The following is a 23,005-nucleotide window of genomic DNA, read 5'->3' as shown; positions in this document are numbered from 1 at the left end:
CAACTGCCCGCCGCAACCTGTCCAACAGCGGAACATTTGACCCTTTTACCGGTTAGCGAAGACCGGGGTTGGCGCACCACCGGCAACCCTGGTTGCGGGAACATTGCCTTCGATCCGGGAAGGAAGACCAATGTCAGGCACCGATTTGTGGCTCATCGTCGTCGCGGGCGGTCCCCTCATTCTTTTGCTCGTGATCGTCTACGTTCTCCTCAACCGCCGTCGCCGCGGACCGGCGGAGCGACGCGAAAGCGACCGGGCAACCGAGCGTCTGTACCGAGAGAAAGGCGATTAAAGCGGCCCGTCCTGGCGGCGCCGCATCCAAGGCAGTGTCGTTGACGGCGGAACAACGCGGGGCCGTCGCTATTATCGATGCGGACGTGAAGATCGACACCGGAGCAACGGTTGATGGCCAACGACGAGTTGCCGGGAGTGCTGGCGACGCTGCCTGTGATCGACGCCAAGGCGGAGCCGACGCTGAAGAGCGCGGAGGCGGAAGCTTTCTATACGCAGGCGATCCGCGAGCTCGCCGCCACCGACATTCCTTTTCTGGTTGCCGGGACCTATGCGGTGAGCGCCTATACCGGCGTCGTGCGCCAGACCAAGGACCTCGATATCTTCTGCAAGGCCGGCGATTGCCCGCGCGTCCTCGCCCATTTCAAGGATATCGGCTACGCCGTCGAGATTGAGGACGATCGCTGGCTGGGGAAGGTCTTCGAAGGTTCGCATTTCTTCGATGTGATCTTTGCATCAGCCAACGGCACCATGCTGGTCGACGACCAGTGGCTGGAGCATGCCCGCCAGGTCGAACTGCTCGGCAGCCGTGTCCGGATCATCGGACCGACGGAGCTCATCTGGTCGAAATGCTTCATTCAGGATAGGGGCCGTCACGATGGCGCCGACATCGCCCACACCATCCTCAAGGCGCATGACCAGATCGACTGGCACAGGCTGCTCTCCTATCTCGACGTCCACTGGGAGGTGCTTTTGATGCAGTTGCTCAACTTCCGCTGGATCTATCCGAGCGAGCGCGACCTTGTCCCCGACTGGCTGCTCGACGAACTGCTCGAGCGGCTGACCACACAGCGGCGGCTGCCGTCGCCCAGAATGAAGATCTGCCGTGGCCGGCTGCTGTCGCAGATCGATTATGAGATCGACGTCAAGGAATGGGGCTTCGCAGGCGTCGGCGGTGTTGGAGAATTCCGCGATGGCTGAACAAAGCAAGGCAGACCGCAAACCGAACGGGAATGGCAAAGTCAAAGTCGCCGCTGTGGGCGATCTGCATGTTCAGGAAGATGCGCAGACCTCCTACCGCGATCTGTTCGGCGAGGTTTCGCGCGAAGCCGATGTCCTGGTGCTTACCGGGGACCTCACCAATCTCGGCAAGCCGAAGGAGGCCGAGCTTCTGGCGGAGGATCTCCGGGCCTGCTCGATTCCCGTGGTTGCGGTGCTCGGCAACCACGACTACGAATCCGGTTGCGCAGAGCAGATCGCGGCGACGCTTCGCCAGGCCGGCGTTCATCTCCTCGATGGACAGGCGACGGAGCTGATGGAAGTCGGCTTTGTCGGCGTGAAGGGCTTTGTCGGCGGTTTCGGCCCGAGGATGCTTGGGTCCTTCGGTGAGCCGGCAATCAAGGCCATGGTGGCCGAGAGCGTGAGCGAGGCGATGCGGCTCGAAAATGCCATGCGGCAAGTCCGCGCCAAGCGGACGCTTGTGGTGCTTCACTACGCACCGATCGCGGAGACGGTCGCCGGCGAGCCGCCGGAAATCTTCCCGTTCCTCGGCTCTTCCCGGCTGGCGGAAACGATCGACCGGTTCAAGGTGAGCGCCGTCGTGCATGGGCATGCTCATCGTGGCACTTTCGAAGGCCAAACTCCCGGCGGCGCGAAAGTTTACAATGTCGCCATGCATATCGCGAAACCGACCGGCCGGCCTTACGCGCTGCTCGAGATCTGAGCCGGCCAGCGATTTGGTGACCGGCTAGACTTCGTCAAACCGGCTGCCTTCCTTGGAAGGATCCTTGGACAGCACACGCTCTTCCTGATCGTCGGGCAAGGCTTCGTCACTTTCCTGGAAGGGGTTATCGTCATCCTCTTCCGGCAGATCGCCTTCCGCTTCAGCATCATCCTGCGGGTCGCCGTTCACGGCAACGCTGTCAGGCAGGATTCTGCCGCCCTCCAGAGCATCCCAGTCCTGCTGCTCGATAGTCGGGGCTTCGGTTTCTTCGGTCTTTGCAGGCCGCTGTTTGTCGCGCGGGTCCATGACGTTCTCCAATGCTGAGCTTCGAGTGAAGAACCTTTCGCCGAAACAGTTGTTCCGCTCATGCAATCACGCAACGGTCGGCGCGCGTGCCCGGGAACAGCATGGCGCGTTGTGACTTATCGTGCGAAATCGGGAACGCTCATGCCTCGCAAGCTCGATCTTAGAGGCGGCACGCCTGTCTGGTCTGCCTATCGCCCGCCTTCCGTGCCTGTCGATCGCCTGACGCGCGACGTTAAAACCGACGTGCTGATCGTCGGTATGGGCATCAGCGGCGCAATGATGGCTGAAACGCTGACCCGCGACGGCCATTCCGTGATTTGCATCGACAGGCGCGGCCCGCTGAAAGGGTCGACCGCCGCCACGACGGCGCTCGTCCTGTTCGAGATAGATCAGCCGCTGACAAAACTGTCCAAGATGATTGGCAACAGCGCCGCTCGAGAGGCCTGGCGACGCTCCCGGCTGGCGCTCGTAAATCTGCGCGGCCGCATTGGCGAGCTCGGCATCCATTGTCAGTGCGTGGCCACGCCCTCGCTCTACCTCGCAGGCGAACAGCTAGGGGCCTCGGACCTGCGCCACGAAGCAAAGGCACGGCGGCAAGCAGGTATCGCGGCGTCCTTCATGACGCACAACGAGCTACGAAGCGAATTCGCCATCGATCGCGCCGCGGCCATCCTCAGTCACGATAATCTTGCGCTCGATCCGAGAAAGCTGACATCCGGCTTGCTGCTTCAGACATTGAAGCGAAAGGCCCGTTTTTACGCGCCCGCCGAAGCAACGACCATAGAGGACACACGCCTGGGCGTGACAGTAAGCACCCGGCATGGCCCGGCCATTGCCGCAAAGCATCTGGTCCTGACCACGGGTTATGAGCTCGTCGATGTCGTGCCGGCGATCGACCATCGCGTGATTTCCACTTGGGCTATCGCGACGGACCCGCAGCCCAACAAGATATGGCCGCAGGCCGCCATGATATGGGAAGCCTCCGATCCCTATCTCTACCTGCGTGCCACCTCTGACGGGCGCGTGGTCTGCGGCGGTGAGGATGAGGATTTCACCGACGATGAAAGGCGCGATGCGCTGACGCCGGAAAAGACCGAGCGCCTGGAGAAGAAACTCGCGCGGATTTTTCCGAGGCTCGACACGGCAGCACGTTTCACCTGGAGCGGTTCGTTCGGGGCCACCGGCACCGGCCTTCCCATCATCGGCAGCGTGCCCGGTCATCCGCGTGTTCATGCGGTGATGGGCTATGGCGGCAACGGGATCACCTTTTCACAGATTGCTTCCGAGATCGTTTCCGCCTCGATCGCCGGCGCACAGGATGCCGATGCCGATCTCTTCGCTTTCAAAATATGATTCTGAGAGCAATCGTTGCGAGCGGATTGGAAGCTATTCGATCTGCTCGAACGTGCATTGGCTCGGCGCCTTGTCGGGTCGCCAGCGCAAGAGCCTCGTGCCGTGCCGGAAACGGCCGCCGGTGACATGGTCGAAGCGGACCTCGACGACCAGTTTTGGCCGCACCGGTTCCCACTCTCCGCTGCGTTCGGTGCTCCATCTGCTCGGCCCGCCCGGTGCCTTGCCGGTGAAGCCTGACCCGCCACGCAACTTTTCGAGCCTCTCAGTGAGAGCGACGCGCTCGCCATTGGCGATGGTCGAGGTGAAGCCGACATGATCGAGCTGCCCATTGTCATTGTAGAGGCCGAGCAGCAGCGATCCGACTAGCCGCGTGCCATTGAGATAGCGAAAGCCGCCGACCACGCAGTCGGCTGTGCGTAGCCGTTTTACCTTGATCATAGCGCGCTCGCCGGGTCGATATGGCTCGTCCAGCCGCTTGGCGACAACCCCGTCGGTCGAACCCTGGCCCGAGCCGCTCAGCCATTGCTCGGCAGTCGCAATGTCGGTGGTCGATCGCGACAGCCGCAGCGCTGCGCCTGCGCAGCCGGACAAGAACGTCTCCAATGCCGCGCGTCGGTCGATCAGGGGCGCCTCGAGCATGATCTTGCCGGTCGGCGCGACAAGCATGTCGAACAGGATCAATCGCGCCGGCGTCTCCATGCTCAGCTTGCGAATGCGGCTTTCCGCGGGATGCAGCCGCATCTGCAACGCGTCGAAGGAAGCGCGGCCGTCGATCTCGATCACGATCTCGCCGTCGACGACGAAATCCTTGGCGTCGAGCCTTCGCACCATGGTGATCAGCTCCGGAAAGTAGCGCCCGAGCGGCTTGCCGGATTTGGCGCGAAGATCGACGTCCTCCTTGCCCTTGAAGGCGAGGCAGCGGAAGCCATCCCATTTCGGCTCATACTGCCAAGGCCCGTCCTGCGTCGGCAACATTTCCGCAGTTCGCGCTTCCATCGGCGGCGTGTCCAACGGCAACGGAAAGCTGTTCGCCCGAGCGGCTACCATCGCTCTTCCGTATCGCGATGAGGCAGGTCGATGCCGCAGCAAACCCAGCCGAGCCGCTGCGACGATCCGTAATTGTATTGCGGCTCAAGATCCGCCGGATTGTCGAAGGTTCCGACATGCAGCGCGATCTCGCTGAGGGCGGCGTCGTAGGCCAGGGTAAGAGGAGAGCCGCAAGCCTGGCAGAAGCCGCGTTTGGCGAGAGGTGATGAGCGCCGGAAGCACGGCTCCTCGCCCAGCCATGACACGTCGGCAGAAGGCAACCATGCGAGCACCGCGAAGGCGCTGCCGGTCGCACGGCGGCACATGTCGCATTGACAGTAGTGCACACGTGGATCGCCGGTCACGCGGTAACGGATCCTGCCGCAGAGGCATCCGCCTGAACGTTCGCCAGTCGCCGGGTTGGTGAGAGTCTCTGCTGCATCCATTCAGCTTGAACGGTCGGCGCGGGATCTGGTTTCCGGCGGGAACAGCCAACGAACCAAAGCGTTGTTCAACATTCCAAGGATGATCTCCAATCAACACTGCCGCGCGTTGCCGTACATGCTTTTCCGCTTCATTCCGCTTCCGCCGAGCCGAATTTATCGGGTGTTCTGATGTCAGCTCCGGGCTTGACCTATGGGCCGCTTGGCAATCACTGCGCCCATCTTTGCGTCGACATGCAAAAGCTGTTTGCCGAGCCCTCGGAATGGGCGACGCCCTGGATTACCCGGGTCCTTCCGAGAATTGTGAGTCTGGTCGAAAGAAAGGCCGAGCAAACGATCTTTACCCGCTTTATTCCGGCGGCGAGGGCGGGGCACGGCGTAGGCACCTGGAGACGCTACTACGAGCGATGGGCCTCGATGACGGTCGAAGCCGTTGGTCCGCAGATGGTGGACTTGCTGCCGGCGCTTCGCGCATTTTGTCCGCCGGCCCAAGTGATCGACAAGCATGTCTATTCACCCTGGCCGGAGGGCAGACTGCAGGCAGAGCTTGCCGGCCGAGGTGTCGATACTTTGGTGATCACTGGCGGCGAAACCGATGTCTGCGTTCTCGCCACAGTTCTCGGAGCGATCGACATCGGCTACCGCGTCGTGCTGGTCACGGATGCGCTTTGCAGCTCATCCGACGCTACCCATGATGCGCTGATGACCGTCTATCATCAGCGCTTCGCCCAGCAGGTTGAGACGGTGGAGATGGAGGTCCTTCTCTCGGCCTGGAATTGAGAGGCTGCTACGCCTCGAGATCGATCAGCGCGATGCCAAGCTCGGAACGCTTCCGGCGGCGCAGGTGGCCAGGCGATTCCAGCACCGTGACCTCCAGCGTGGGTCGCACGTAGCCTTCCAGCAGGTGTCCGCCCCGCGTCGACCCATCGCCGAGGCCGAGCACGGCATGCATGGGAAGACTGGGTTTGCCTCTATCGTCGACGGCGATGTCGCCGATCGCGCTCAGCACTTCGCACTGCTCATCGACGGGAATCCTGCGATAGGATTTCGACTGGAAATCGAACCAGCCGACCACCGCCTTCTCGAATGCCCCGATTGCGGTCAGGGATGCGGCGGTCATCCCCTGCTCGACCGCAAAGGCAGTCAGGCAAGCGAAAGCTTCTTCGCCCGGGTCAAGCACGACCACAAATGTCCTTTGTTCGGATGTCTCGCCAACCAGCTTCGATTTCATGATCAACTCGCTTCAACGGCCACCACCAAAGGCCGAACTCGGAAGCGGGCAGCGTGTTCCTTGCTTGGTTCTGGAGCCGTGCAGCACCTTTTTGTGAATCTCGGCCAGTTCGCGAGTAAGTTCGGAACAATGCTTCGGGTCATCGGTTGGGGCCAATGACCAGCCAGCGACGGAGCGAGCCATGTCCCAGTCTTCAGCCTCACATGTTGCTGCTCTCAACCGGCGAAATTTCATGACAGGCACGGTGTCCGCCGCCGCGGCCGTGCCTCTGCTTGGCTCACCGGCGAAGACGCAAGAAGTCACACAGTCAGGGGCACGGCTAAGGGAGCCGGTCGTCACGACGTTGCGGATCAACAAGCAACGTCACGAGCTTTCGCTCGATCCCAGAACGAGCCTGCTCGACGCGTTGCGCGATCACGCCGGGCTCACCGGCACCAAGAAGGGCTGCGATCACGGCCAGTGCGGCGCATGCACGGTGCTGGTCGACGGCAAGCGCGTGCTCTCTTGTCTGAGCTTCGCGGTGATGAACGACGGCAAGGACGTGACGACAATCGAAGGGCTCGCGTCCAGAGACGGCAAGCTGCATCCGATGCAGCAGGCCTTTATCGACCACGATGCCTTCCAATGCGGCTACTGCACGCCGGGCCAGATCATGTCGGCGATCGGCTGCGTCAATGAAGGTCACGCCGAATCCGAGAATGACGTCCGTGAATATATGAGCGGCAATATCTGCCGCTGCGCCGCCTATCCCAACATCGTCGCAGCCGTTCTGCAGGCACGCGGCGAGACAAGGGGGGCCTGAGATGCGGCCTTTCGTCTATGAACAACCGACCGACATTTCTGCAGCGGTCGCGCTCGCGTCCAACTTCACGACCCGCGACGATCAGCCGACGCGAGCCAATGCGCAGTTCATCGCCGGCGGCACCAATCTCGCCGATTATATGAAATTGGGGGTCGCTGAGCCGAACCGTCTGCTCGACCTCAACCGGCTCGAGGAGCAAAAGCTCAGGCAGATCCGGGTAACGGAAGACGGCATTCGCTTCGGCGCCCTGGTGCGGATGGGCGAGGCTGCGGATCACCGCGAGGTCAAGGAGCGCTATCCGGTCATTGCCGAGAGTTTGCGTTTGGCGGCAAGCGGCCAGATCCGCAACATGGCAAGCCTCGCCGGCAATGTCCTGCAACGCACGCGCTGCGAATATTTTCGCGAGACGTCTTGGGCTTGCAACAAACGTATGCCGGGGTCGGGCTGTGCCGCGATGGACGGCTTCAACCGGCAGCATGCGGTGCTGGGGGGCAGCAATGCGTGTATCGCCACCTATCATGGCGACTTCGCTCAGGCGCTGATCGCGCTCGACGCCGTCGTTCTCACCGAGGGTTCGCGCGGCGCGCGCAAAATCCCGTTCGCCAAACTGCATCGACAGCCCGGCGATACGCCGCATATCGAGACGGATCTCGCCGCCGACGAGATCATCACCGCCATCGAGGTGCCGGCTCTGCCGTGGGGCCGGCGCTCGCTCTATCTGAAGATCCGTGACCGCGAATCCTATGCCTTTGCGCTGGCTTCGGCGGCCGTTGCGCTCGACCTCGACGGCGAGGCTGTGCGCGAGGCACGCATTGCGCTCGGCGGCGTTGCGACCGTGCCGTGGCGCGCCAGCGCGGCCGAGCACATCCTGCAAGGGAAGAAGCTCGACGATGCATCGGCAGGAGCAGCGGCGGACGCCGCCTTCGCCGAGGCCCAGCCGCGCCAACACAACGCGTTCAAGATCGAACTCGGCAAGCGGACATTGGTGCGCGCGCTGCTCGAAACCCGTGACATGAAGGTGTGACCATGGACGCTGCCGCTCCAAGACCCAAGGAAAACCAGGGCGAACCGCTGCCGCGCGTCGATGCGCGGTTGAAAGTCACCGGGCAGGCGCACTACCCCGCCGACCTGCCGGCCGCCAACATTGCGTATGGCGCGCTGGCCACCAGCAGCATCGCCAGAGGCAAGGTGACGAAGCTTCGTCTCGACGATGCTCGCGCCGTGCCTGGCCTGCTCGACATCGTCACCTATGGGGACATGGACAAGGTCGACAAACCGAAATTCGGCAATTCCAGCGCCACGTCGATCGGTCCACTGCATGACCGGACGATCTTCCATGACGGCCAGATCATCGCGCTCGCGGTTGCCGAGACCTTCGAGGCGGCCGAAGAGGCGGCGCGGTTGATCCGCGCCGAATATGAGGAGGACAAGCCGGCCGCGAGCTTCGACAGTCCGGGCACGAAGACCGTTGCGGCGGCCGGCAAAAGCCCGATGTTCAAGGAGGACGTCAAGGCCGGCGACTTCGACGCCGCCTTTGCCACGGCGGCGGTCAAGATCGACCAGCGCTATTCGACGCCCACCCAGCACCACAATCCGATCGAGCTGTTCTCGACGACCGCGTACTGGCAGGGCGACCAACTCATAGTGCATGAGCCCTCGCAGAACGTCACCGGCTGGAAAGTCGAGCTTGCCAGGCAGCTGAAGATGGATCCGGCGAATGTGCGCATCGTAAGCCCCTTCATCGGTGGCGCATTCGGCTCGAAAGGGCCGATGACGCCGCGCACCGCGATCGTTGCCGTTGCCGCCAAGCGGCTCGGGCGTCCGGTGCGTTGCGTGACAAGCCGCATGCAGGCTTTCGGCACCCAGACCTACCGGGCTGAAACGCGGCACCGCATCAGGATCGGGGCCGGCAAGGACGGCCGCATCACCGCTTTCGCGCATGAAGGCTGGGAGGTGACCTCGCGCCCCGATCTCTATGTCGTCGGCGGCACGTCGGCCACGGGTCGCATGTACGGCTATGGCTCGGTGCTGACCCATGTCTCGCTGGTGCAGGCCGACCGCAACACGCCGGGCTATATGCGTTCGCCGCCCGAGACGCCTTATGTCTATGCGCTCGAAAACGCCATGGACGAGATGGCGGTGGCGCTTGGCATGGATCCGGTCGAGTTCCGCCGGATCAACGAACCGAAGACAGAGCCGATCGGCAAGAAACCGTTCTCCAGCCGCTCGCTGATCCAGTGCTACGACCAGGCGGCAGAGGCCTTCGGATGGGGCAGGCGCGATCCGAAGATCGGCGCGATGCGCGACGGCGACTGGCTGATCGGCATGGCCTGCGCCACGGCAATCTATCCCACCGCCGTCGCGCCATGCGCGGCGCGCGTGCGCCTGACGGTCGATGGCGATGTGCGCCTGCAATGCGGTTCGCACGAGATCGGCACCGGCGTGCGCACCGTGGCCGGCCAAATGGCGTCGGAGCGGCTCGGCGTCGCTATCGACAAGGTCGGTGTCGAAATGGGCGACAGCAGCCTTCCTCCTGCGCCCGTCTCAGGCGGCTCGATCTCCACGGCCAGCGTGTGTTCGGCGGTGCTCAAGGCCTGCGACGCTATCCGAACCAAGCTATTTGCCGCCGCGACTGCCGAGGGCGGTCCGCTGGCGGGCTCCCATAATGAGGAATTCGAGCTTGTCGACGGAAAGATCGTGGCGAAGAGCGGCGCGTCGGCCAAAGTGGAGGACATCCTGAAAGCCATGCAGGTCGGTGCGATCGAGGAATATGCCGAGTTCGCTCCCAAGGGAGCGACGCCGGAGGCACTGAAGAAGCTCTATGCGGGTACGCCGGAATTCCACGGCGGCGATCAGGACGAGGACTCGGTGAAATATGCCTTCGGCGCCGAGTTCGTCGAAGTGCGCATCAATCGCTACACCAGGGAAATCCGAGTGCCGCGCATCGTCGGCGCGTTCGCGGCCGGCCGCATCATGAACACGCGCACGGCGCGCAGCCAGCTGATGGGCGGCATGATCTGGGGCATCGGCCAGGCGCTGCATGAGGCGACCGAGGTCGACAGACGCTACGCCCGCTACGTGAACCGCGACCTGCAGGACTACCTCGTGCCGGTCAATGCCGACATCAAGGACCTGCAGGTGATCCTGGTTCCGGAAATCGACCACGCGGTCAACCCGGCCGGCGTGAAAGGCTTGGGCGAACTGGGCAATGTCGGCACGGCCGCCGCCGTCGCCAGCGCGGTCTTCCACGCGACGGGCAAGCGCATCCGTGACCTTCCGATAAGAATCGAGCAGTTGCTCGCTTGAGCATGCCTGCGATGCATGCGCACAGCTATTTTCTCTAACAGGGCGGAACCCATGTTTCACCTTGGCGTGTGGGTACTGCCCATCGCGGGCATCCCTCTAATCCTCATTCTGATCTGGACGTATTTCCTCGCCAGGCGCCGAAGCCGGCGGCCGGCGGAGCGGAAGGGCGGTCCGTCACAGCGACGGGGCGGCGTCGCAACGACCTGACGCGCTGAAGTCTTTAGTCCGGCCGGCCGATCTCTGTCACCCACTGGCCCGCCGGGCCATGGGAGCGGCAGTGGTTGCGGACTAAATCCGCGACCTGCTCCCGGTTGCAGTCACCATTCTTTGATTCCGACACGGGCTCGGAACTTAGCGGCGAAAGCACTGCTAGGGGGCGTCAACTCTGGGTTTGCCTTCAGCAGAATCGGCGAGGGGATGCCGCAAATCTTCTCAAAAAACGCCAATGACACTGACGGTCGGCTCGTCCTTCGTCGATCTCGGCGGGTTCAACGTCGCGCTCAACCTGGCGAGCGCCGCCGCAAAGCGCCATGCTGTTCATGCATCTGACGGCATGTTGCCGCGGCTCGCCGTCGCGGCCGCCGGGCTTTGGCTTGTCATCCTGTTCGGGCTGACGCTGATCGGGCGATAAACGGTAAGGCTGGCGGACCTACGATCTGAGTTTTCTGATCGTTGCAGTCGACCAGCTGCTGCGGAGTGCACATGTTTGGCGCCGTCGCGCTCGAAGCGACCGGTCAGCCGTTTGGCCCTGCAATATGCCCGATGTCCATTGGTGCCGATTAACGCGCCACATGCAGCCGCGATCGAGCCTGGCAGGAAGCCGTGTCGTTGCGAAGGATGTCTGGGGAACATTGGACATCGCTGGCAGTTCGGGTTTGGTTCAGACGCCGCTTCAAAGGCGTCTGTCGAAGATCGGTGGGCAACACCTGATCGGCCCGGGTCTGTCCCTCGCAGGCGTGGGCTTCATGCCCCGGCAGGATATGCCGTGCCGCTGTGAGATGTCGCCGCCACAACCACAGGAGACAGCAATGAAGCATCAGACCTCATATGAACTTCAATCGGTGGCAGTCGTCGATCGGCTTGGATTGGCTCCCCTGGCAACAAGAGCGCAGCGGATCGAGCGGTGGGCGGAATTGCTCGATCGAAATCCTCTGCGCTGCCTCTCGGCCCTGACAGGAACCGAATATGTCGATCCTGAAGTTCGCGAACGGGTGCGGGCGGACGGATCCCCGCTCACGGTTGCGTTCGATGATCCGTTGCTGCGCGCGGCCGGATTGCAATCGGACACTTATGGCGAGGCGAAGCGCTTTTTCGAACTCTCCGATTGGCAATTGCATGACGTCGTCTGCAGCTGCCATGCCGGGTCGACGATGCAGGCCAGTTGGGCCGCGGCGCGGGTGCGCAGGCTGATTAACGGCAACCGGTTCTTCGCCTGGCTCAGAAGCCGCTTCCTGCATTGAAGAAGGCTAGCCGCCCGGCGAGCGCAGGTCGCCGGCGGCTCGGCGCGCCGCGCGACAAGGAGTTCGCACGGAAACTGAGCGATGAAATGCGAGGGCGGCTGTTCGGTCCCCGTCGCCTATGCACATCGGTTCAGGCGGCAGGCCGCATGGAACCATTCCACCGGGGCACGACGAAGTCGAACCATGACAAAGCAGCGTGGGGGAAATCTTCCGGAGACGACGTCGCGACCCGGTGAGGCGGCACTAATCCTCTCAGCCATTCTGGTCGATAGCGTGCGGCGAAGGCTGCTGGGCACCGCCGCTCGGACGCCCGCCGGTGTGGTCGGCCCAAACCCATACAGCAACCGCCACGATCACCAGGATGATGATCAATGCAATGATACGAGGCATCGGCGCGCGGGCTCTAGCCGCCTGGCTTGTTAACGATCGGGTCGGAGCCGACGCCAACCACCGGATCGGGGGCAACCGGGCCGCGTTCGGCTTCCGAGCCCTCCGACTCGATCTCCTGGACGGCCTGATCCCAATGTTCCTGCAGGCGTTCCTCGGGGCGGCCTTCGCGCTCCCAGATCTCATGGGCGCGTTGTCTGATGCGTGCTTCCCTGTCCATGCGGACCTCCTCTCGCGCTTGGCTGGCGCTGAAAAGACTTAATCGGCCGACGAGAGGTTTGTTCCATCAAGACTTCATCGGACCACGCCGCGTTGGAACGCCGCCCTTTTCGAAATGTTATCTTTCATTCAACAGGAGATCGTCATGAAGGACAGCCAGAACCGCCGCGAGACAGGCGCCAGGAAATATCCTCCTAACACCGATCCGGATCCAAGCGACCAGTTCTTCCAGGACGCCGCGAGCAACGAAAAACCCCATGTCGGTCCAGGTCTCAGCCGCAAGCAAGGCGAGGTCGAGGACAAAACCCATCAGTCCGAGGGCCGCAATCCGCCCCGTCGGACACCAAGCCCGGCGACGGAAAAGAGTTCAGGCGCAGGCCCGGCCGTCGCGGAGCGCTCCAAGGACGCAAAGGCGCCCCGGAGCGGCCGTCAGCCTGGCGCCTATGTGAAGGAATGAGCCGGACCGGGCACGCCGTGGAACATAGCTTTGACTTCCAGGTTCGGTAGCAACCGCCGCCGGCGACTTCCGCATGCCGGCGGCGGATTGTGAGGCCCCGGGCCCTATCCGGGGCCGCCGCAGACACGGCGGACCGGCGATGGACAGAACAGCCCCAGGCAGACGCCTCCAAAAGCGGACAGCCGCGGTGGCCTGCCGATCAACCAAGCAGCGCCGATCGAAGGCCTGGCTGGTTTTGCCGGCAAGTATCGTGGCAAGTTTCCTTTGCGTCCCGGCATTGGCGCACCAGGCGCCGGCAGGCTGGCAGTACGATCCTTCCTGCTGCGCCGGGGTGGATTGCTACCAGGCGCCGCCTTCGGACGTGAAGGAGACGAAATACGGCTATCAGCTCTCGACAGGAGAGCTGATCCCCTACAGCGATCACCGCATCAAGCGATCGCATGACGGATATTTTCACGAGTGCAAGCCTGGGGGCGACATCCAATCCCAGCACTCCTTCTGCCTTTATGTTCCGGACCGCGGGATGTAGGCCGGGCGGCTCGACCGCAAGATCGCCAAGGAAGAAGGCTCGTCCCTGAAAGGCGGGCCTTCTTCGTGCGCAAGGGAGGCAGGCTGACAAGCCTACTTGTTGCAGTTCTGCACGTTGGATGTGGTGTTGCCGCTGGCAGTGTTGTTGTCGTTGTCGTTGCCGGCCGCGTCCTTGCACCGGTCGCTGCCTCCGTTGGGATTGGCTGTCGTGTTCGTGCTGTTTGTGGCGTTCGGATCGATCGTGCCGCCATTGCCGTTGTTGTTCATGCCATTGGTCCCGGTGGTAGCCCCCGTGGTGCCTGTCGTGGCGCCGGTTCCGGTTCCGCTGGATTGCGCCATCGCAGACGAGGCCAGCACGATTGCGACAGCCGAAGCTGAGAAAAGTCTAATCATGGGGAGTCTCCTATGTTATCGCCTGATTGCGATATGATTCAAACAAGAGACTTCTGCCGATGTTCCAGCCGGGCTATGCACAAATTATACTTTGTTGTTACGGTGTTCCAGGCATAGCAACGTAAGAACGATTATTTGTTTGTACGGATTTTCTGCCTCGGGTTTATTCCGCCGGCGGCGTTGGTGTCGTTCTCGACGTCCACTTCGACCGTGTTCTCGCCATGCTCCAGTTCATCGCCCTCCTTGATAGTGCCCTTGGAGGTGCCGATGCCAGGATCGTTCGCCATATCCGCGTCGCTCGGTTTTTTCGATTTCGGGTGCTGGTTTCCACTCATGACCATTCCTCGCTCTTGTCATTCCGAACGGGAAGCGGCGTCGGATGTTCCGCCGTCAGACTCCGAACGGATAGGTTTCGGGCATGCCTCCCGCCGCGTGCTCGGGGCCAAGAGGCGTGACGGCCCTGGTTTCATCGAACCAGACGAAGGCGTCGAACTGCCGCGCCAGCGAAGCGTCGGCATAATGGCTGTGCAGTTCGGTTTCCGGCCGGTAGATCACGCCGATGAAGCGTTCCAGGCGACGCTCCGTCAGCCGGTCGCGCAGCTTCGGATCGCGTCCGAGGTCAAGCAGGAACCGCTCTATGCCCGCGTCGTGGCATAGCCGCTCGTAGCTGTCCTCGCGCGAAGGCCGCACCGACTTGATTTCCATCTCGCCGTCCCAGTCTGTCGCTGCGGCGACAGTGCCTGCATGCGTGCCGAAACCGATGAGCGCCGCGGCATCGCCGAACCGCTGCCGGCAGAGTTGGCCGATATTCACTTCCTCGCGCGAGATTCCCATTTCGGTGTAACGGGCGTCGCCGATATGGGAATTGTGCGCCCACACCACGGCTTTGGCGTTCGGTCCCCGCGCGCCGAGAATACGTTCCAGCGTTTCGAACATATGCGTGTCGCGCAGGTTCCAGGATTGCGATCCGCCATAGTACATGGTGCGGTAATAACGCTCGGCGGAGGCAATGAGCCTGGCGTTCTGCGCGGCGTCGAAAAGTTCGTCGCCGTCCTGGCCAGCATGATCGAGTTGCCTCGCCAGCATGTCGCGGCACTGTTCGAGGGCCGCTTTCTCGCATTCGCGATAGCCCTTGGTCAGCGCGGCCCGGGCATAGGTAGACGGTTCGGTCTGCCACGGCGTCAGGCAGCCATAGCGTTCCCGCGCAACCCTTGCCGCTTCCGGGTCGACGCGGTCGAGATACTCCAAGACGGCGGCGATCGAGCCGCGCATGTTGTAGATATCGAGGCCATAGAAGCCTGCTTGCGGCTGGAGTGCCTTGACCTTGTCATTGTGCTCGCGCAGCCATTCCACGAATGCCGCGACGTCGGTGTTGCGCCACATCCAGGTCGGAAAGCGCTGGAACGGCCGATCGGCGCCGGGCGAGGGGCCGCGGCCGCGGACATAGCGGTCGATCGCGGCGGCATCGGGCCAATCGGCCTCGACCGCGACGACGGTGAAGCCGTGTCTCTCGATCAGCCTTTTGGTGATCGCAGCGCGCGCCCGGTAAAATTCGGACGTGCCATGGCTGGCCTCGCCAAGCAGGACGATCCGCCGGTCCGCAAACCGGTCGAACGCTTCGGCGAAGCCGGGGTCGTCGACGTCCAAAAGCGGCTCGGCTGCCGCCGCGATCATCTCCGGCAGGCTGCGCGGGCGGGCAAGCGGCATCGTGCGGGCAATCCCTGGCCGGCTTTCCTCCCGCCAGCCCTGTTCGCCGATCAACGGGACGAAGCGCACCCCGCCGAAATCCTCCTCGCTGTAAGTCGATGCGCCGGTGCGGGTTACCTTGAGCAGCCGCTGCTCGTCGGGATCGTCGCCGACCGGGATTATCAGCCTGCCGCCGACATCGAGCTGCTGCTGCAAAGCCAGCGGCGCGCCCGGCCCGCTCGCCGCCACCACGATGGCGTCGAAGGGCGCCGCTTCCGGCCAGCCTCTGGTGCCGTCGCCGGTCCGAACTTCGATGTTGCCGTAGCCTAGTTTTTGAAAGCGCCGCCGTGCTGTTTCGGCCAGCGCCGCATGGCGCTCGATCGTGTAGACATGGTCGACCACGCGGCTCATGACGGCGGCGGCGTAGCCTGATCCCGTGCCGACTTCGAGGACCTGATCGCCCGGACCGATCTCCGCCATTTCCAGCATGAGGGCGACGATGTAGGGCTGCGATATGGTCTGCCCCCCAGCGATCGGCAACGGTCCGTCTTCATAGGCGAATTCCTCGTAGCCAGGATCTACGAAGGCTTCGCGCGGAACCTCCCGCATCGCCGCCAATATCTCCCCATCATGGATGCCGCGGCGGCTGAGATGCACATCGACCATCCGACGGCGCTCGCGGGAAAGATCGAGCATCAGAATTTCCTCCTATTCGCCTGCCTCCATCATCGTCTTGGCCGGCTGCCGGGCGACGTTTTCCTCGATCAGGTCGCGGTTCGGAGTCTGGGGCAGCGCCTTGCGGAAGTTCTTGGCATAGTCCCGCGGCATCTTCGGCGGCATCATCGGCTCATAGGCGTCTACCAGCGCTTCGATGATCACCGGCCCGCTGGCGGCGAAGGCCTGGTCAAGCACGCGCTCGACATCGTCTGCCCGCTCGATGCTGAAGCCTTTTCCGCCCATCGCCTCCGCAGCCTTGGCAAAATCGATCGGCTGCAATTCGCAGCCGAATTGCGGATTGCCGAGAAACATCATCTGCTCCCAGGCGATCTGGTTCAGCATGTTGTTCTTGATGACCAGGAGCTTCAGCGGAATGCCGTAGCGCACTGCCGTGGAAAATTCGCCGAGCTGCATGGCGAGCCCGCCATCGCCGACGATCGCCGCGACCGGACGGCCGGGAAAGGCAATGCCCGCGGCGATGGCATAGCTCAAACCGCAGGACATGGAGGCAAGCGCGCCCGAAACGCCGAACGCTTGCCCTACGCCAAGATCGACATGGCGCGCGGCCAGTTCCGTGTTCTGACCGGAATCGGCCGCCAGTATCGTGTTTTCGGCGAGGCGTTCGCCGAAGGCGCGCGCGACGCGCTGCGGCTTGAGCGGATGCGCCGAGCTGTCTTCGGATTGGTGCATCATCTCGCGCCATTTTTGCATCGAGTTTTGCGCCGTCCCCAGGAATTCGCCATCGCGCTTTTGCTCCAGCCGCTTGTTGAGGGCGCGCAAGGTCTCCGCCGCGTCACCGACCAGGCCGGCCTCGACCGGGAAGCGCAAGCCGATGCGCTGCGCGTCGCAGTCGATCTGGACGCCACGCGCCTTGCCCGGCTGCGGATAATATTCGATGTAGGGGAAGGTCGAGCCGACAATGAGGACGGCATCGCAGGTTTCCATCGCCTGCTGCGAGGGCAAGGTGCCCAGAATGCCGATGCCGCCGGTGGTATAGGGATGATCGTCCGGCAGCACCGCCTTGCCGAGCAGCGCCTTGACGATCGGCGCCTTCAGCAGCCTCGCCGTGTCTTGGAGTTCGGCCGCTGCGCCGATGGCTCCGCGTCCCGCCAGGATCGCCACGCGCCGCGCGTCGTTGAGGATTGCTGCGGCCTTGTCCAACTCCGCATCCTCGGCGAGGCAGTGAGGAGCGAACATGTCCTGCGGCGTGTGCGCCGGCCGGTTGCGCTTGGAGCGCTTGGCCGCGTCGGCCGGCTGTTCCTGGATATCGCTGGCTATCGAAAGATGAGCTACGCCCTTGCGGGCGAGCGCCGTGCGGCAGGCAAGGCTCGCCACGTTCTCCATATGCGCTGCATCCGAAACCTGGACGTTATAGACGCTCACATCGTTGAAGACGCGCGTCAGATCGACGTCCTGCTGCGTGAATGTCTCGATGAGATCGTGGAACTGCATGCCGGTGATCGCCAACACCGGGGCCTGATCGAGCTTGGCATCATAAAGGCCGGTCAGAAGGTGGGTGCCGCCGGGTCCGGACGTTGCGAGGCATACGCCGAGCCTGCCTGTCCATTTCGCGTAGGCGCAGGCCATGAAAGCGGCCGACTCCTCGTGCCGCACTTGAACGAAAGAAATTTTGTCCTGGTTTTTGCGCAGCGCCTCCATGACGCCGTTGATGCCGTCGCCGGGGAGCCCGAACACGACTTCGACGTTCCAGGCAATCAAGGTGTCGACGAGGATTTCGGCTGCATTGGGCATTGCGAGGCTCCGCTGTTGGTTTCCGAACCATCAGGATTGCGGTTGGTTCCCTCGTTGGCGGCCGCAACAAACCAAAGCGCCCAGAATGCGCTCAACCGCCGAAAGCCCCTCGATGCAAAGCGCCAGTACAGCTGTGATGAAGAAACCCCGCAGCGCCCGATAGGAAGACGCGACGGAGGCCGGCAATTCGCACGGGCCGAGGCGGTATCCCGGCCGGCCATGGCGAAGGAACGGGATTTGGCGGCGGCGAGGGAACGCCTGGCGGCTCTTCGGGTTGAGGAAGATCGGCGGCACAGGCGGGCGTGCCGTTCCGGATCAGAAATGTCGGGTGCGGTCATCGTAATTCTCTCAGACATCAATCGCCGTGCATCCAGTGAGGGGGATAACGGCCGGCAAAACGTCGGAAGGAGCGAGGCCATGAGCAGCAGGTCACCGCAGTTCGCAATGATGGATCGATACTGGCGGGCGGCGAATTACGTTTCGGTCGGTCAGATCTACCTGATGGACAACCCGCTGCTTAGAGAACCTCTGCGCGCCGAGCACGTGAAACCGAGATTGCTCGGACACTGGGGAACGACCCCTGGCCTGAACTTCATCTACGTGCATTTGAACCGGCTGATCAGAGAGCGTGACCTTGACATGCTCTTCATCTGCGGTCCTGGTCATGGCGGCCCGGCCATGGTTGCCAATACATGGCTGGAAGGGACCTACAGCGAGATCTATCCCGATATCGGTCGCGATAGCGAAGGCATGAAGGAACTGTTCAAACAGTTCTCTTTCCCGGGCGGCGTGCCAAGCCATGCCGCGCCGGAGACGCCCGGCTCGATCCACGAGGGCGGCGAACTCGGCTATGCTCTGGTCCATGGCTTCGGCGCGGCGTTCGACAACCCGGATCTGGTGGTCGCATGCGTCGTGGGGGATGGCGAAGCCGAGACCGGGCCTCTGGCAGCCACCTGGCACTCCAGCAAATTCCTGAATCCCCGGACCGACGGTGCGGTCCTGCCGATCCTGCATCTCAACGGCTACAAGATCGCGAATCCGACATTGATGGGGCGAATGAATGACGATGATCTGAGAAGTCTTTTCATCGGGTACGGATATGAGCCGTTTTTCGTCGAGGGCAGCGATCCGGAGCCCATGCATGCGCTCATGGCCGCGACACTGGACCAGGTCATGGAGCGCATCCGCGATATCCAGACAACTGCCCGGACAACGACAGGAAGCACCGGGCTGCCGCGCTGGCCGATGATCGTGCTTCGGAGTCCGAAGGGTTGGACCGGGCCGAAGGAGGTCGATGGCAAAAAGGTAGAAGGTTTCTGGCGCGCGCATCAGGTTCCGGTCTCGAATGCTCGCGATGACGATGCGCATCGCCAAATCCTCGAGGAATGGATGCGCAGCTACGGGCCGGACGAACTGTTCGACACGGAAGGCCGCCTCCTGCCGGAGATCGCCGCGCTAGCGCCCGAAGGAACCAAACGCATGGGCGCATCGCCCTATGCCAATGGCGGGCTGCTCAAGAAGGACCTTGCCCTACCCGATTGGAAGAGCTTCGCTGTCGATGTGCCGGCGCCTGGCGGGCGGACGGCGGAAGGCACTCACATCCTGGGGGCTTACCTGCGCGACGTCGTTAGGTTGAACGCCGCCTCGCGTAATTTTCGATTGATGGGTCCAGATGAGACGTCATCGAACCGGCTCGACGCTGTTTTCGAGGCTACGGATCGCGTCTGGATGGAAGGCATCGAGCCCTATGACGTCCATCTCGCCCCTGAAGGGCGGGTGATGGAAGTGCTTTCCGAGCACCTGTGCCAAGGCTGGCTGGAAGGCTATCTGCTGACAGGCAGGCACGGCCTGTTCTCCTGCTACGAAGCCTTCATCCATATCGTCGATTCCATGGTCAACCAGCACGCCAAATGGCTGAAGACCTCGGCGGAACTTTCCTGGCGCGAACCGATCGCGTCGCTCAACTATCTGCTGACTTCACATGTCTGGCGTCAGGATCACAATGGCTTCAGCCACCAGGATCCGGGCTTTTCGGATTTCGTGGCGAACAAGAAGGCCGATACCGTGCGGCTGTATTTTCCACCGGATGCCAATACGCTGCTATGGGTCGCCGACCATTGCCTGCGCACATGGAACCGCATCAACGTCATCACCGCCGGCAAGCAGCCAGCTCCTCAGTGGCTGACGGCGCAAGAGGCGGAAGGCCACTGCAAGGCCGGTGCAGGCATATGGGAATGGGCGTCGACCTGTCCTGCCGATGAGGAGCCCGACCTGGTTATGGCTTGCGCCGGTGACGTGCCCACCATGGAGACGCTTGCCGCCGTCGATCTTCTTGTCGCCGATTCGCCTGGACTGCGGATCAGAGTCGTCAACGTGGTGGATCTGATGACGCTGCAAGCCCGCAGCGAACATCCGCATGGCTTTTCCGACGAGACGTTCGATGCGCTGTTCACAAAGGATAGGCCGGTAATCTTCGCCTATCATGGATATCCCTATCTCATTCACAGGCTGACTTACCGGCGCGCCAACCACGACAATATCCATGTCCACGGTTTTCGCGAGGAAGGCACGACGACCACGCCTTTCGACATGGCGGTGATGAACCAGATCGATCGGTTCCATCTTACTTTGGCGGCGTTGCGCTGGCTTCCGCAACTGTCCCAGCGCTCCGCTCAGTTCTCGGCCACCCTTAAGAAGAAGCTCGAGGAACATAAGGCCTATGTGTACGAGCACGGCGAGGATATGCCGGAAATCCGCAACTGGACGTGGCGGCGCGAAGCGGGCGGGGCCGGCGTCCGATGAACGAGGCAATCCTGGCGCTGAACGCTGGTTCATCCAGCCTCAAGTTTGGGGTCTACGACATCGGCTGCCCAGGCGAGCCGCGTCCGGCGGCGCGCGGATCAGTGGAGATGGGTCTCCCGGCACACATCAAGGCAGAGGCGGAAAAGGGGAAGCCCCTGGTCGATCGCGCCTTGCCGAACGGCAGCCTGGAGGATGTCATTGAGGCAGTGCTGACTTGGATCGAAACGGAATCCGGCGAGCGCCGCGTCACTGCCTGCGGCCATCGTATCGTCCACGGCGGAACGTTGTTTTTCGATCCCATCGTGTTAACGCCTGAGCAGATAGACGCCATCGATGCGCTCTCGCCGCTCTCGCCGCTGCATCAGCCTCGCAGCATTAACCCGATCCGCGCCATCGCGAGAATGAGGCCGCGGCTTCGACAAATCGGATGTTTCGATACTGCCTTCCACCGCACGATCAGGCCGCCGGCGAGCCGCTTCGCCCTGCCGAGAGCCTATGAAAGGAAAGGCATTCGCCGCTATGGTTTCCATGGCCTCTCCTACGAATCCATCGCAAGCCGGCTTCAGGCAGAGGGAAAATCTGACCGACGTACGATCGTCGCCCATCTCGGCAATGGGGCCAGCCTGTGCGCCATGCGAAACGGCGCCAGCGTCGACACGACCATGGGCTTTTCTACGCTGGACGGATTGGTCATGGGGACGCGTTGCGGAGCACTTGATCCGGGCGTGCTGCTCTACCTATTGCAACACGAGGGTATGGCGCCGCACGAACTTCAGCACCTCCTTTACGAGAAATCCGGTCTGCTCGGCATTTCGGAAATGTCCGCAGACATGCGCGAGTTGGAGGCGAGTGCCGATCCGAAGGCCCGCGAAGCCTTTGAGCTTTTCGTCTTCCGTGCGACCCGAGAGATCGCCGCGCTTGCCAACACATTGGGCGGCCTCGACTGCCTCGTCTTTACAGCAGGAATTGGCGAACATTCCGGCGCTGTCCGAAAGGCTATCTGCGGCAGGCTCGACTGGCTGGGCGTCGCGATCGACGATGATGCAAATCTACGCCACGCGCCAACAATCAGCACACCCGCCAGCACTGTCGAGATCAGGGTTGTGCCGACCGACGAGGAGAGCGTCATTGCGCGACACGTGCTTAAGGCAACCAGTGAGATCTAGCCGCGCATGCTCCAAGCGGTGACGACGCCATCGTCCGTTTGGCAATCGCTTTGATTGGCTGCCCGGAAGCGTCCACATCAACAGGGGCGCCAGGGTCTGCTTCCGTGACCCGGATATTGCCGTCCGAAATGCGCCTCATAGCGTTCGGAGTAGATCCATCCTTACGAAAAGCGACTTTCGACCTCTGGCGTCTAAGCCTTTCATCTGGCCAGCAGACGAGTCAACAAAGCCGAAGCCTGTGTGCCGGGCATGCCGAGATCGCGAATGCTGCTCATATGATTTGCGCCCGCTAAGCTTGAGCGCGAAACGGCCAGTCCTTGCCGTTCCAGGTGCTCGGCAAACGCTGCAGCTTGACCATGGAAAGGGGGTGTCTCGTCGCTTCCGACCGCGATCTCGACCGCCACCGGAATATCGAAACGATGGCCGATCGGCGAAAAGCCGGCCACTTCTTCGTCGGTGAGCGCGATCTCACCAGCAAGGAAGGAGCTTTGCAACGGCTTCAGGTCATAAAGCCCGCCAAGCAGCATTGCTCCCTTGATGCCGGACGGCCGGCTGCCATCGTTGAAGAGCATGGTAGCAAGGTGCGCCCCCGCTGAATGTCCGCTGATTGTGAGTTGCCCGGGATCGCCGCCAAAATTTGCGATCCTCTCACCTACCCACCGTCTTGCCCGGCGAACCTGATCCACGATTGCAGCCATCCTGACGGCAGGCATCAACGCATAGCCAACGATAGCCGCGATGGCTCCTGCGCTTGTGACGGTCTCGGCGACATAAGAATAGTCGCTCTTGGAAAACATGCGCCAATAGCCGCCGTGGATGAACATGTGCACCGGCAGCCGATCGCGCCTCCCTTCCGGGAAGAACAAGTCCAGGGTTTCGGCGCGGCTCGGTCCGTAGGCGACATCGGCGACCATCGGGATCCTCGCCCTGGTCTCCGCGCTTCTGCGAACAATCTCGGCGACGATCTCGTCAAACTCGACGACGTGATCACGGGTGCGGAACGGGTCTTTCGCCATT

General features: G+C 62.5%; 25 protein-coding genes. 14 read left to right on the top strand and 11 right to left on the bottom strand.

The window, feature by feature from the left end; all coding sequences use genetic code 11:
- Positions 1–130: 130 nt before the first annotated feature.
- The 3 genes from O7A05_RS00440 to O7A05_RS00430 all read left to right on the top strand — a co-directional run bounded on the left by O7A05_RS00440 (position 131) and on the right by O7A05_RS00430 (position 1,954).
- Complete coding sequence (locus tag O7A05_RS00440) at positions 131–292, top strand: hypothetical protein (protein WP_337090983.1); 162 nt, start codon at positions 131–133, stop codon at positions 290–292.
- A 113-nt stretch (positions 293–405) separates the two neighbouring features.
- Positions 406–1,212 (top strand): nucleotidyltransferase family protein, encoded by an 807-nt coding sequence (locus tag O7A05_RS00435; RefSeq protein WP_337090982.1) that lies wholly within the window; start codon positions 406–408, stop codon positions 1,210–1,212.
- Positions 1,205–1,954 carry a metallophosphoesterase family protein gene (locus tag O7A05_RS00430; RefSeq protein ID WP_337090981.1) on the top strand — a complete coding sequence of 250 codons (750 nt, stop codon included), beginning with the start codon at positions 1,205–1,207 and terminating at the stop codon, positions 1,952–1,954. Before O7A05_RS00435 ends, O7A05_RS00430 begins: the two co-directional genes overlap by 8 nt.
- A gap of 24 nt (positions 1,955–1,978) precedes the next feature.
- Here O7A05_RS00430 and O7A05_RS00425 read toward each other — a convergent pair whose 3' ends face one another.
- The gene (locus O7A05_RS00425) at positions 1,979–2,260 is read right to left on the bottom strand and encodes a hypothetical protein (protein ID WP_224514813.1); all 282 of its coding nucleotides are present in this window, start codon (positions 2,258–2,260) and stop codon (positions 1,979–1,981) included.
- 141 nt (positions 2,261–2,401) lie between these two features.
- On the opposite strand from O7A05_RS00425, the gene O7A05_RS00420 reads away from it, so the two are divergent.
- Positions 2,402–3,613 (top strand): NAD(P)/FAD-dependent oxidoreductase, encoded by a 1,212-nt coding sequence (locus O7A05_RS00420; protein WP_337090980.1) that lies wholly within the window; start codon positions 2,402–2,404, stop codon positions 3,611–3,613.
- A gap of 33 nt (positions 3,614–3,646) precedes the next feature.
- Here O7A05_RS00420 and O7A05_RS00415 read toward each other — a convergent pair whose 3' ends face one another.
- Complete coding sequence (locus tag O7A05_RS00415) at positions 3,647–4,660, bottom strand: ATP-dependent DNA ligase (RefSeq protein ID WP_337090979.1); 1,014 nt, start codon at positions 4,658–4,660, stop codon at positions 3,647–3,649.
- Positions 4,654–5,085, bottom strand: coding sequence for a GFA family protein (locus O7A05_RS00410; protein ID WP_463150618.1), 432 nt, complete (start codon positions 5,083–5,085; stop codon positions 4,654–4,656). Before O7A05_RS00410 ends, O7A05_RS00415 begins: the two co-directional genes overlap by 7 nt.
- Positions 5,086–5,253: 168 nt before the next feature.
- Here O7A05_RS00410 and O7A05_RS00405 point away from each other — a divergent pair, with 168 nt between their 5' ends.
- Entirely contained in the window at positions 5,254–5,862 is a 609-nt protein-coding gene (locus O7A05_RS00405) for a cysteine hydrolase family protein (protein ID WP_337090977.1), read from the top strand.
- Between the two features lie 7 nt (positions 5,863–5,869).
- Here the strand turns inward: O7A05_RS00405 and O7A05_RS00400 are convergent, their stop codons facing one another.
- Positions 5,870–6,313 carry a PPC domain-containing DNA-binding protein gene (locus O7A05_RS00400; protein ID WP_337090976.1) on the bottom strand — a complete coding sequence of 148 codons (444 nt, stop codon included), beginning with the start codon at positions 6,311–6,313 and terminating at the stop codon, positions 5,870–5,872.
- Positions 6,314–6,545: 232 nt separating this feature from the next.
- Here O7A05_RS00400 and O7A05_RS00395 point away from each other — a divergent pair, with 232 nt between their 5' ends.
- The 5 genes from O7A05_RS00395 to O7A05_RS00375 all read left to right on the top strand — a co-directional run bounded on the left by O7A05_RS00395 (position 6,546) and on the right by O7A05_RS00375 (position 11,881).
- Entirely contained in the window at positions 6,546–7,115 is a 570-nt protein-coding gene (locus O7A05_RS00395) for a (2Fe-2S)-binding protein (protein ID WP_337090975.1), read from the top strand.
- Position 7,116: 1 nt separating this feature from the next.
- Positions 7,117–8,139, top strand: coding sequence for an FAD binding domain-containing protein (locus O7A05_RS00390; RefSeq protein ID WP_337090974.1), 1,023 nt, complete (start codon positions 7,117–7,119; stop codon positions 8,137–8,139).
- A 2-nt stretch (positions 8,140–8,141) separates the two neighbouring features.
- Positions 8,142–10,421: a xanthine dehydrogenase family protein molybdopterin-binding subunit gene (locus tag O7A05_RS00385; protein ID WP_337090973.1), complete on the top strand. Its 2,280-nt coding sequence runs from the start codon at positions 8,142–8,144 to the stop codon at positions 10,419–10,421.
- 445 nt (positions 10,422–10,866) lie between these two features.
- Positions 10,867–11,052 (top strand): hypothetical protein, encoded by a 186-nt coding sequence (locus O7A05_RS00380; RefSeq protein ID WP_337090972.1) that lies wholly within the window; start codon positions 10,867–10,869, stop codon positions 11,050–11,052.
- Positions 11,053–11,449: 397 nt separating this feature from the next.
- Positions 11,450–11,881 carry a hypothetical protein gene (locus O7A05_RS00375; RefSeq protein WP_337090970.1) on the top strand — a complete coding sequence of 144 codons (432 nt, stop codon included), beginning with the start codon at positions 11,450–11,452 and terminating at the stop codon, positions 11,879–11,881.
- Positions 11,882–12,133: 252 nt separating this feature from the next.
- Here O7A05_RS00375 and O7A05_RS00370 read toward each other — a convergent pair whose 3' ends face one another.
- Positions 12,134–12,271: a hypothetical protein gene (locus O7A05_RS00370; protein WP_337090969.1), complete on the bottom strand. Its 138-nt coding sequence runs from the start codon at positions 12,269–12,271 to the stop codon at positions 12,134–12,136.
- Between the two features lie 13 nt (positions 12,272–12,284).
- Entirely contained in the window at positions 12,285–12,488 is a 204-nt protein-coding gene (locus O7A05_RS00365; RefSeq protein ID WP_337090968.1) for a DUF2934 domain-containing protein, read from the bottom strand.
- 144 nt (positions 12,489–12,632) lie between these two features.
- Between O7A05_RS00365 and O7A05_RS00360 the strand changes: the two genes are divergently transcribed.
- Positions 12,633–12,944 (top strand): hypothetical protein, encoded by a 312-nt coding sequence (locus O7A05_RS00360; protein ID WP_337090967.1) that lies wholly within the window; start codon positions 12,633–12,635, stop codon positions 12,942–12,944.
- Positions 12,945–13,194: 250 nt separating this feature from the next.
- Positions 13,195–13,473 (top strand): hypothetical protein, encoded by a 279-nt coding sequence (locus O7A05_RS00355; protein ID WP_337090966.1) that lies wholly within the window; start codon positions 13,195–13,197, stop codon positions 13,471–13,473.
- Between the two features lie 92 nt (positions 13,474–13,565).
- Here O7A05_RS00355 and O7A05_RS00350 read toward each other — a convergent pair whose 3' ends face one another.
- The 4 genes from O7A05_RS00350 to O7A05_RS00335 form a co-directional block, all read right to left on the bottom strand.
- Complete coding sequence (locus tag O7A05_RS00350; protein WP_337090965.1) at positions 13,566–13,865, bottom strand: hypothetical protein; 300 nt, start codon at positions 13,863–13,865, stop codon at positions 13,566–13,568.
- Between the two features lie 131 nt (positions 13,866–13,996).
- Positions 13,997–14,200, bottom strand: coding sequence for a hypothetical protein (locus O7A05_RS00345; protein ID WP_337090964.1), 204 nt, complete (start codon positions 14,198–14,200; stop codon positions 13,997–13,999).
- Between the two features lie 55 nt (positions 14,201–14,255).
- Positions 14,256–16,247, bottom strand: coding sequence for a protein-L-isoaspartate(D-aspartate) O-methyltransferase (locus O7A05_RS00340; RefSeq protein ID WP_337090963.1), 1,992 nt, complete (start codon positions 16,245–16,247; stop codon positions 14,256–14,258).
- Positions 16,248–16,259: 12 nt separating this feature from the next.
- On the bottom strand, positions 16,260–18,020 hold the full coding sequence (locus O7A05_RS00335; RefSeq protein ID WP_337090962.1) for a thiamine pyrophosphate-dependent enzyme: 1,761 nt from the start codon (positions 18,018–18,020) through the stop codon (positions 16,260–16,262).
- A gap of 417 nt (positions 18,021–18,437) precedes the next feature.
- Between O7A05_RS00335 and O7A05_RS00330 the strand changes: the two genes are divergently transcribed.
- Together O7A05_RS00330 and O7A05_RS00325 are read left to right on the top strand one after the other, a co-directional pair.
- On the top strand, positions 18,438–20,822 hold the full coding sequence (locus O7A05_RS00330) for a phosphoketolase family protein (protein WP_415926932.1): 2,385 nt from the start codon (positions 18,438–18,440) through the stop codon (positions 20,820–20,822).
- Entirely contained in the window at positions 20,819–21,988 is a 1,170-nt protein-coding gene (locus tag O7A05_RS00325; RefSeq protein ID WP_337090960.1) for an acetate/propionate family kinase, read from the top strand. Before O7A05_RS00330 ends, O7A05_RS00325 begins: the two co-directional genes overlap by 4 nt.
- 200 nt (positions 21,989–22,188) lie before the next feature.
- Here the strand turns inward: O7A05_RS00325 and O7A05_RS00320 are convergent, their stop codons facing one another.
- Positions 22,189–23,004, bottom strand: a complete 816-nt coding sequence (locus O7A05_RS00320) for an alpha/beta hydrolase (protein ID WP_337090959.1) — start codon at positions 23,002–23,004, stop codon at positions 22,189–22,191.
- Position 23,005 lies beyond the last annotated feature (1 nt).

It is taken from the genome of Mesorhizobium argentiipisi (SeqCode) (assembly GCF_037179585.1).
GTDB classification, from domain to species: Bacteria; Pseudomonadota; Alphaproteobacteria; order Rhizobiales; family Rhizobiaceae; genus Mesorhizobium; species Mesorhizobium argentiipisi.
The sequence above is the reverse complement of the archived record's forward strand: the minus strand, read 5'-3'. Positions and strand labels throughout refer to the sequence as shown.